This window comes from Trinickia sp., from assembly GCF_051954495.1.
Classification (GTDB): Bacteria; Pseudomonadota; Gammaproteobacteria; order Burkholderiales; family Burkholderiaceae; genus Trinickia.
This window is the reverse complement of the sequence record NZ_JBQCHR010000071.1, coordinates 1-8,805: the sequence shown is the minus strand read 5'-3', so window position 1 is coordinate 8,805 and position 8,805 is coordinate 1. Positions and strand designations below refer to the sequence as shown.

At 65.5% G+C, this 8,805-nt stretch carries 7 protein-coding genes and 2 pseudogenes; 1 reads left to right on the top strand and 8 read right to left on the bottom strand.

The annotated features are described in order from the left end of the window. From ACTHNR_RS10390 to ACTHNR_RS10370, 5 genes and pseudogenes are all read right to left on the bottom strand, one after another. On the bottom strand, positions 1-783 hold a 783-nt coding region (locus ACTHNR_RS10390; RefSeq protein WP_440547514.1), incomplete at its 3' end, for an SMP-30/gluconolactonase/LRE family protein. Positions 784-851: 68 nt separating this feature from the next. Next, positions 852-1,880: an ABC transporter permease gene (locus ACTHNR_RS10385; protein ID WP_440547513.1), complete on the bottom strand. Its 1,029-nt coding sequence runs from the start codon at positions 1,878-1,880 to the stop codon at positions 852-854. Next, a complete protein-coding gene (locus ACTHNR_RS10380; protein ID WP_440547512.1) occupies positions 1,877-2,815 on the bottom strand; it encodes an ABC transporter permease in 939 nt (312 codons plus the stop codon). The genes ACTHNR_RS10385 and ACTHNR_RS10380 overlap by 4 nt, the downstream gene beginning before the upstream one ends. Continuing rightward, a pseudogene (locus ACTHNR_RS10375) lies at positions 2,812-4,325 on the bottom strand (ATP-binding cassette domain-containing protein). Before ACTHNR_RS10375 ends, ACTHNR_RS10380 begins: the two are co-directional and overlap by 4 nt. 76 nt (positions 4,326-4,401) lie before the next feature. Beyond that, entirely contained in the window at positions 4,402-5,331 is a 930-nt protein-coding gene (locus ACTHNR_RS10370; protein ID WP_440547515.1) for an ABC transporter substrate-binding protein, read from the bottom strand. Between the two features lie 375 nt (positions 5,332-5,706). Here ACTHNR_RS10370 and ACTHNR_RS10365 point away from each other — a divergent pair, with 375 nt between their 5' ends. Further along, complete coding sequence (locus tag ACTHNR_RS10365; protein ID WP_440547511.1) at positions 5,707-6,447, top strand: GntR family transcriptional regulator; 741 nt, start codon at positions 5,707-5,709, stop codon at positions 6,445-6,447. Positions 6,448-6,818: 371 nt separating this feature from the next. Here the strand turns inward: ACTHNR_RS10365 and ACTHNR_RS10360 are convergent, their stop codons facing one another. From ACTHNR_RS10360 to ACTHNR_RS10350, 3 genes and pseudogenes are all read right to left on the bottom strand, one after another. Beyond that, the gene (locus ACTHNR_RS10360) at positions 6,819-7,448 is read right to left on the bottom strand and encodes a riboflavin synthase (protein WP_440547510.1); all 630 of its coding nucleotides are present in this window, start codon (positions 7,446-7,448) and stop codon (positions 6,819-6,821) included. A 20-nt stretch (positions 7,449-7,468) separates the two neighbouring features. Next, positions 7,469-8,590: a bifunctional diaminohydroxyphosphoribosylaminopyrimidine deaminase/5-amino-6-(5-phosphoribosylamino)uracil reductase RibD gene (gene ribD, locus ACTHNR_RS10355; protein ID WP_440547509.1), complete on the bottom strand. Its 1,122-nt coding sequence runs from the start codon at positions 8,588-8,590 to the stop codon at positions 7,469-7,471. Between the two features lie 14 nt (positions 8,591-8,604). Then, a pseudogene (locus ACTHNR_RS10350) lies at positions 8,605-8,805 on the bottom strand (aspartate aminotransferase family protein); the annotation flags it as partial.

The following is an 8,805-nucleotide window of genomic DNA, read 5'->3' as shown; positions in this document are numbered from 1 at the left end:
GCCGAGCAGCGTCCCGTCGGGCGCGTAGCAATGAATGCCGTCGCCGGCGCTGGTCCAGACGTTGCCGTGCTCGTCCACGCGCATGCCGTCCGGCACGCCGGGCGCGACGTCCGCGAAAACGCGGCCGTTGCGCAACCGACCTTGTGCGTCGACGTCGAACGCCCTGATATGGTGCGGGCCGTTCTCGATGTGCGATGCGCCGGAATCGGCCACATAGAGGCGCGTTTCGTCAGGCGAGAATGCCAAGCCGTTCGGCTTCGCGAAATCGTCGGCCACGCGCTGCACGTCGCCGGTTTCCGGGGCGACGCGGTACACATGGCAGGCGCCGATTTCGCTTGGCGCGCGATAGCCTTCGTAGTCGCTCAGGATGCCGTAGTCCGGATCCGTGAACCAAACGGAGCCGTCCGAGCGAACGACCACGTCATTGGGCGAATTGAATCGGCGGCCTTCGTGGCGGTCCGCGATGACGGTGATGCGGCCGTCGTGCTCGGTGCGGGTGACGCGGCGCGTGCCGTGCTCGCAGCTCACGAGCCGGCACTCCCGGTCCAGCGTGTTGCCGTTGCTGAAGTTCGCGTTCGTACGAAACACCCCCGTACCGATGCCGGGCACCCAGCGCATCATGCGGTTGTTGGGGATGTCGCTCCACACGAGGAACTCGGCTGCCGGAAACCACACCGGCCCCTCGGCCCACATGCAGCCGCCCGCGAGCTTTTCGAACTGGGCGTTCGGCTGAAGCAACGCGCGAAAGCGCGCGTCGTGGACCTCGTATTCGTTGGGATTCATGTTTCCTTTCCTACTTTCCTAAAGTGATTCCGACCGCGTCGCGATCGTGCAATGCGTGCAGGTTTCGCTCATTGACGCACTTTCCTTCCGCTCGCGACGACGACCGCGATGATGAGCACGCCATAGACGATCGAACGCATGCCGGCGCCGGCGCCCAACGCGTTGAGCATGGCATTGGTGAGATACAGGAACAGCGACGCGCCCCAAACGCCCGCCACGGTGCCTTTGCCTCCCGCCACCTCGGTGCCGCCGATCACGACCACCGCCACGGAGATCAGCATGTATTCCACGCCCATGTCGAGCGCGGCGCCGCCTGAAACGGCTGCCAGCAGGAGGCCGGTCAACGCGGCGATGATCGCTGCGAGGACATAGGTCACCCAGCGCACGCGTTCGACACGCACGCCGGCGAGCCAAGCGGCCCGTGCGTTTTGGCCGAGCGCCGAAAGACCGCGCCCGAACACCGTTCGATGAAGGAGGAGCGCCAGCGCGATCGACAGCACGAGTGCGAGCCATGCGATATCGGGGACGCCGACGAGGCGCGCATTCGCGAAGGCTTGCAGTGCGTGGGGCGGGGCAGGCATGCCGCGGCTCTGCGTGATCGCGACCGACTGCACGATGAAGCTCGACGAGAGCGTGGCGATGATGGGGGGAATGCGCAGGACGCGAATCAGCAGATAGTTCGCCAGGCCCACGAGCACGCCGACCGCGAGCGCCACCGCTATGCCGAGCAGAATCAAATCGTCGCGGCCTTTCATCAATTGCACGCCCAGTACGCCGCTGAGTGCGATCGCGGAAGGCATCGACAAATCGATATTGCCCGGACCGGCCGTGATGACGATCATCTGACCGAGGCCCACGAGCACCATGAAAACAGCAAACACCAGCGCGGTGACGACGACGTTGACCGCGATCGAGAAGCCGAACACGCCGGCAATGACGAACCAGACGAGAAGCGCGCCCGCGAACGACCAGAGCCAGGGCGCTTCCCGCGAGCGTAGCCGCGCCGCGAGATCCAAGCCTAGGGCGGGCTTGGGCGAGCCGCCGCTCGTCGCCGGCACGCTAACCGTCGTGCGGGGCCCCGAATCGTTGCCGCTCATGATTGACCTCCGCGCCGTTGCAGCAGCACGCGCAGCGAGAGCACGACGATCAGGATCGCGCCTTGCATGCCGACTTGCCAATCGGGCGACACGTTCAGAAAAGCGAGAAACGAGGCTGCGAGCGTGAGCGTCGTCGCGCCCAATACGGCGCCTATCACCGATACGCGTCCGCCGATGAATTCGCCGCCCCCGAGTATCACGGCGGCGATCGAAAGCAGTGTGTAGCGTAGAGCGAGATTGGCGTCCGCGGACGTAGTCAGGCCAAGCAGGCAGAGCCCCGAGAGCACGCCGAAGATAGCCGCGATGCCGTACAGCAGCGCCTTGCCGCGCACGAGGGACCAGCCGAAGCGCCGCATCGCGCGCGGGTTCCCGCCCGTGCCGCGCAGCCGCACGCCGAACGAGGAGCGCATCAGCAGCAGGTGCCCGAGCACGGCGATGACTGTCGACCAGAGGATCGGCGCGGCGACGAAAGGGGTTTGATAGCCCATGACCGAAGTGAGCCACGCGGGGCTCGAACCGCCCGGTGTGGGCAGCAGCAAGACGGCAAGCCCGTTCCAGACGAACGAGAGGCCGAGCGTCACGACGATGGAGGGAATCTGCCGGAATTCGACGAGGGCGCCCACGGCCGCATAGAGCAGCACGCAACCGGCGAGCGCCGCTAGGCCGACTAGCGGCCGGTCGGCCAGCAGCGTTGCTCCGATGCAAGCGACCAAACTGACGAAAGGCCCGATCGACAGATCCAGATCGTTCGCGGTGATGATCGCGAGTTGCGCGAGCGTGGCGAGCACGAGCGGCACCGCGAGATTGAGCAGTAGGCCAAGGCCGAAATAGCTGAAGGTGGCGGGCTGCAGTAAGAAGATCGGCACCAGCACCGCGACGAGGGAGAACGCGGGCAGCAGTGCGCGCAGCGTCGCGCGATCGAGCGTCCAGTTCATGCCGAAACCTCCTCGAAGTCCGCGAAGCTCGCCGCCAGCAGCGACTGCTCGTTGCACTCGTCGGCATGCAGTAGCCGCGTTACACGGCCCGCTCGAAAACATACGTTCGGTCGCAATGAGCGAATTCATCGTTCTCGGTCGTGTACCAGATGAACGTGCGACCGCGCGCGGCCTCTTCGCCGATGAGCTTGTACAGTTCGCGTTTCGTGCCGATGTCGACGCCGCGCGTGGGGTCGTCCATCAGGATCAGTTGAGCGTCGGATGCCAGAGCGCGTGCGAACAGCACCTTTTGCTGATTGCCGCCTGACAGCGAGAGAATGCCCGCGCCTGACGGAGCGCCGCGTATGCCGATGCGCTCGGTCCACGCGGAGGCGAGCGCGCGGGCCGCACCGCGATCGATCACGCGCGGCAGCCAGGCGAGCGGCGTCGCCTTTGAATTCGCCTTGCGGCGAGCGTCGAGCAGCCACCGTATGTCCAGGTTCTGCGCGATCGACCACAGCGGAAAGACGCCATCGCGCGGCCGGTCGCCCGCCACGAACGCCACGCGTTCGCGACCCTTCGTGGCCACCTCGTAGATCGTTAGCAAGGCCTCGCTCTGTCCTTGACCTGCGAGCCCCGCCAAGCCGATGATTTCGCCGCGCCGCGCATCGATTCGCGCCCCGGCTCCTGCTCCGATCGTCCATTGGTAAGCGGGCGCCGCCTCGGTACTGTCACGGCCGGTCTCGCGGCGCGTCGCTTGTCCGGCGCCGGCATCCAAATCCTGGCCCATCGCGGCCACGATCGCATCGTGCGTGATCGCCTCGCGCGGCAAGACCGCCGCCACGCGGCCGTCCCGCATCACCAATACGCGATGCGCCGCACGCACGATCTCGCCGAGCATGTGGCTGATGAGGATCGTCGCAATGCCGCGCTCACCCGCCTTCCCGACGAAAGCGAGCAACTGTGCGGCGGTATGCGCGTCGAGACTCGACGTGGGCTCGTCGAGGATCACGAGCTTCACGGGATCGCTGACCACCGTGAATGCGCGCGCGATCTCCACCATCTGACGCTGGGTCAGCGTGAGATCGGCAATCAGCTCGTGACCCTTCAGGCCGTGCCCCGGAAAGATCGCATCGAGCTGCTCGAGCATGAGGCGCGTGGCGCGGCGCCGCCAGTCGTGCCCGCGAAGTTCCGGGTGCAGGATCGGCATGTTCTCGGCCACGCTCAGGTTCGCGCACAGCGATAGCTCCTGAAACACGCAGCGCACACCGGCGGCGCGAGCCGCATTCGGATCGTAGCCGGCCACTTCATGGCCCTCGATCGTCATGGTGCCCGCGTCGGGCCGGAATACGCCCGTGAGTACGGCCATCAGCGTCGATTTTCCCGCACCGTTGTGGCCGGCGATGCCGACGCATTCGCCGGAGCGAAATTCGAAGCCGATGTCCGCCAGCGCTCGCACTCGGCCGAAGGTCTTGCCGATTCCCTCGAGCGAGATCAGCGCCGGCGGCGCGCCGCTCGAGCGCGGCGGCACGGGAGCATGGGCGTCGATCAATTCGTCCTCCTGCGCTTCGTTCGTCCGGTGTGCATGGCGGCAAGCGTCTAAGCGCTTATTTGGCGTCGACGATCTTCGTCACCTCGTCGCGGCTATACAGCTTGTTGGCGATGCCGCCCTTGGGCGTCTTGGCAAGAACGGCGTCGAGTTCGTCCGCGGTGACGGCCATGAGCGGCATGCGGATGTCGTGCGGCAGCTTTTTGCCCGCGAGCAACTGCTGCGTGACCCAGAACGCAAACGTCGAACAGCCGGGCGGGATGGTCACCGAGAGGGTCTCGTATCCACCGTTCTTGCGCTGCTGCGCCCACCAGGCGAGTTCTTCCTGACGGTTGCCGAGAATGATGATCGGGGTGGGGCGCCCGGCTTCCTTGATCGCGTTGGCCGCGCCGTAGCCGTCGCCGCCTTGGGCCACCACACCGTCGATTTTCGGCAGCGTCGGCAAGATGCCGGCCACTTGCTTTTGCGCGACCGTTTGCGTCCAATCGCCGTGCACGGAACCCACGATTTTCAAGCCCGGATACTTTTTGATTTCGTCGGTGATGCCGCGGTGAATTTCGTCGTCGACCGACACGCCGGCCAAACCGCGGATCTCGAGAAGATTGCCTTTGCCGTTCAGCCGTTTGGCCATGTAGTCGATCTGCATGGCCCCCAGTTGATGAAAATCGACGGCGATGCGATACGCACAGGGTTCCGTTGCGATGCCGTCGAACGTGACGACGGTCACGCCCGCCGCGCAGGCCTGCTTGATCACGCCGTTGAGCGCGGTGGGGGAGGCGGCGTCGATGGCGATGGCCTTGTAGCCCTGCAAGATCAGATTCTGGATTTGCTGCGCCTGTTCGGTGGCTTGATTCTCCGCTGTCGTGAACGTGGGCGCCGCCGCGACGATGCCGGCCTTGACGGCCGGGTCCGCCACTTCGGCCCAGCTCTTGAGCATGGTTTGCCGCCAGCTGTTGCCGGCGTAATTGTTGGAAAGCGCGACCTTCATCGCCGCCGTGCTGCCGGCGGCTGCGGTTTGGGCCTGCGCCGCGCCGTTGGCAACGAGACAAAATCCGAGCACTGCAGAAGCGAGGTACGAACGCACTTGCTGTCTCCTTTTGATCTGATTGGAACGTCCACGCGCGGCGCGGCGTGTTGCTGAACGGCTGAGTCCAAGCGGCGCACGGAGGACGGGAAGGTCGCGCCGAATCGGCGAGCGCTTCGGTTGACTAATATACTAGTTGAACGGCATGATGGGTGAATTTTCTGCATGTCGCTCGACGAGGAATGTGTTCATAGGCTGCGTCGCAACGGTCAGTGCATGGGTCGCACGACCGCCAACCCGTAGAATGCTTGTTTGATTGGGGCGCCCCGCCCATGGCTCATGAAAACCGACCGTAACGATCCCCAGCAGTTCATTGCCCGCGTGCTGCCCCGCGCCACGTCGCTGGACCGCGCGCTGCCGCTGTCCACGCAGATTTACGATCTGCTGCGTGAGGCGATCGTCACCATGGCCGTCTTACCGTCGGACGTGATCTTCGAGCGCGCGTTGAGCGAAACGCTGGGCATTTCGCGCACGCCCGTGCGGGAGGCGCTTCAGCGGCTCGCCCGCGAAGAGCTCGTCACGATCGCGGCACAGTCCGGCACCTTCGTCGCGCCGGTGCTGCGGGAGCAGTTCACCGAGGGCGCGTTGATTCGGCGCGTACTCGAAAGCGCGAGCATTCGTCGTGCGGCCGAACAGGTCACGGCGCGCGAGCTCGATACCTTGCACGATATTCAGGAAGCGCACCGCCGTGCGATCGAACGGAACGATCCGGTGGAGGCGATCCGGCAGGACAACCGCTTTCATGCGGCGGTGGGCGCGGCGGCTCGGCTGCCGAAGGTGCTGCAATTGATCGACTTGGTTAGGGCTCCCATCGATCGCGTGCGCTATGTGACGGCGCGCGAGCCGGAAGAAGGGGCGATGACGCTTGCGCAGCACCAGCGCGTGCTCGACGCGTTAGTCGCGCACGATCCGGATGCGGCGGAACGCGCGCTGCTCGCGCACCTCGACGACGCGCTGCTACGTCAGCAGCGCGTGTTCGACGAGCATGTCGAGTTGTTCGAAGGGGAAGGGGGGCGGTGAGGGGTGTGGCGTTACATCACCGGCACAGGCGTAGGCATGCGTGAAACGGGCCATCAGAACGTCTGGTACTGAGCAAGCGGCAGGCCGTCGCGCCAGCGAGGCCAGTCGGTGATGTGACGGCGGTGCACCGGCAATTCGCAGGTTTTTAGATGTGCACATGTACAACTTTCGTGCGATGTCCGAGAACAATGCTGAGTTCGGCCGCGAGACGTGCGTCGATCATCCAATTGTTGAAGCCGAAACCACAATTGCCGAATGCCCAATCGAATTCGACGAACGTCCAGTCGATGATCGGCGCCGAGTGAGCGCATGTGGGACACGCTAGGGTGTAGCGGGGGCGAGCTGGACTCGGGGTCCGAATTCATCGCGCCTTACAAGCGATTCGTCTGCGACGTCGTCGATAGCATCCTTTCCACATACCGCGCAATCAGATCCACTTCCAGATTCACCTGATCGCCGGCTCGCAAGCCTTTGAGCGTGGTGACCTCAACCGTATGCGGGATCAGATTGATCGAGAACTCGCAGCCTTCCGCCCGATCGTCGACGCTGTTGACCGTCAGGCTCACGCCGTTCACGGTAATCGAGCCCTTGTAGGCGAGATAGCGGCCAATGTCTTTCGGCGCGAGCACGCGCAACTCATGCGATTCGCCCACGGGTGCGAACCGCGTAACAGTCCCGAGCCCGTCGACGTGTCCCGACACAATGTGGCCGCCCAGCCGTTCGTGCGCCGTCAGCGCCTTTTCCAGATTCACGGCCCCCGGAATGGCAAGGCCTACCGTGCAGTTCAGGCTCTCACGCGAGACATCGACATCGAACGTGCGAGCGGTCTTCGCGACAACCGTCATGCAGGCGCCCTGAATGGCGATGCTGTCGCCCAGGGCGACGTCGGTCAGGTCCAGCGCACCGGCCTCGATAGTCAGGCGCACGCCTGCCGCTTCGTCCGCCCCGAGCGGCTTCACTGTCTCGATACGGCCGACGGCCGCGACGATTCCCGTAAACATCGTAAGTAGTCCTTCCTTGTTCAGTGAGGCGCCGACGGCGTTTGCAGCCGCGCTAAAATGCGCAGGTCGTCGCCGACGCGATCGACCGCATGGAAAACGAGCCGCGTTCGCGCATCGAGCGCGCCGGGCGCCGCCAAGTCGAACATGCCGGCCGAATCGGCTCCCAGCAGGCTGGGCGCTAGGTACACGAGCAACTCGTCGACGCAGCCCTCGCGCAGCAGCGAGCCGTTCAGCTTGTGACCGGCTTCGACGTGCAGTTCGTTGATCCCGCGCGCGCCTAGCGCTTTGAGCATCGCCGGCAGATCGACCTTGCCGTGCGCGTTGACCAGCGAGACGACCTCGACGCCGCGCGCCGTCAGCGCCTCGGCGCGAGCTGCGTTGCGTTCATCGATACTCCCGCAAAACACGAGCGGCGGCGCACCATCGAGCAGGCGGGCCGTCAGCGGCACGTCCAGCCGGCTATCGACCAACACACGCAGCGGCTGCCGCGGCGTCTCGATCTCGCGCACCGTCAGCTGCGGATCGTCCTCGCGGACGGTGCCGATGCCAGTCAAGATCGCGCAAGCGCGTGCGCGCCAAACGTGCCCATCGGCGCGCGCCGCGGCACCGGTGATCCACTGGCTCTCGCCCGTTGGCAGTGCGGTGCGGCCGTCGAGCGACGCCGCCACTTTCATCCGCACCCAAGGTTGGCCGCGCGTCATGCGCGATACGAAGCCGACGTTCAGCTCGCGCGCTTCGTTCGCCAACAAGCCGCAGCGCACGTCGATGCCGGCGTCGCGCAGCCTCGACAAGCCGCTGCCGGATACCTGAGGGTTCGGATCTTCCATCGCCGCGATGACGCGCTTCACACGCGCATCGATCAGCGCATGCACGCAAGGCGGCGTGCGCCCGAAATGGCTGCACGGTTCGAGCGACACATAGGCCGTCGCGCCCCGCGGATCGTGACCGCGCCGCCGCGCGTCCTTCAGCGCCTGAACTTCGGCATGATCTTGTCCGGCGGGCTGCGTGAATCCCTCGCCGATCGCGACGCCGTCCTTGACTAGCACGCAGCCCACGCGCGGGTTCGGCGTCGTCGTGTACATGCCGCGGGCGGCGAGCGTCAGCGCCCGCTGCATATGGATGAAGTCGGCTTCCGAGAACATCGCGGGCCGCGCGGTTAAGCGGCGTGCGCCGCGAATGCGCCGCGCGCCGCTTCGATGGTCGCATCGATCACGGCGTCGTCGTGCGTGCTCGAGACGAAACCGGCCTCGTATGCCGACGGCGCGAAGTACACGCCCGCATCGAGCATCCGGTGGAAGAACGCGTTGAAGCGCGCGATGTCGCTGCGCGAAACGTCGGCGAAGCTCGCCGGCACTTG

Coding starts and splice junctions, on each gene's coding strand:
- ACTHNR_RS10380 (WP_440547512.1), bottom strand. CDS start 2,815: ATGAACTGGACGCTCGATCGCGCGACGCTGCGCGCACTGCTGCCCGCG.
- ACTHNR_RS10385 (WP_440547513.1), bottom strand. CDS start 1,880: ATGAGCGGCAACGATTCGGGGCCCCGCACGACGGTTAGCGTGCCGGCG.
- ribD (WP_440547509.1), bottom strand. CDS start 8,590: ATGTTCTCGGAAGCCGACTTCATCCATATGCAGCGGGCGCTGACGCTC.
- ACTHNR_RS10360 (WP_440547510.1), bottom strand. CDS start 7,448: ATGTTTACGGGAATCGTCGCGGCCGTCGGCCGTATCGAGACAGTGAAG.
- ACTHNR_RS10365 (WP_440547511.1), top strand. CDS start 5,707: ATGAAAACCGACCGTAACGATCCCCAGCAGTTCATTGCCCGCGTGCTG.
- ACTHNR_RS10370 (WP_440547515.1), bottom strand. CDS start 5,331: ATGAAGGTCGCGCTTTCCAACAATTACGCCGGCAACAGCTGGCGGCAA.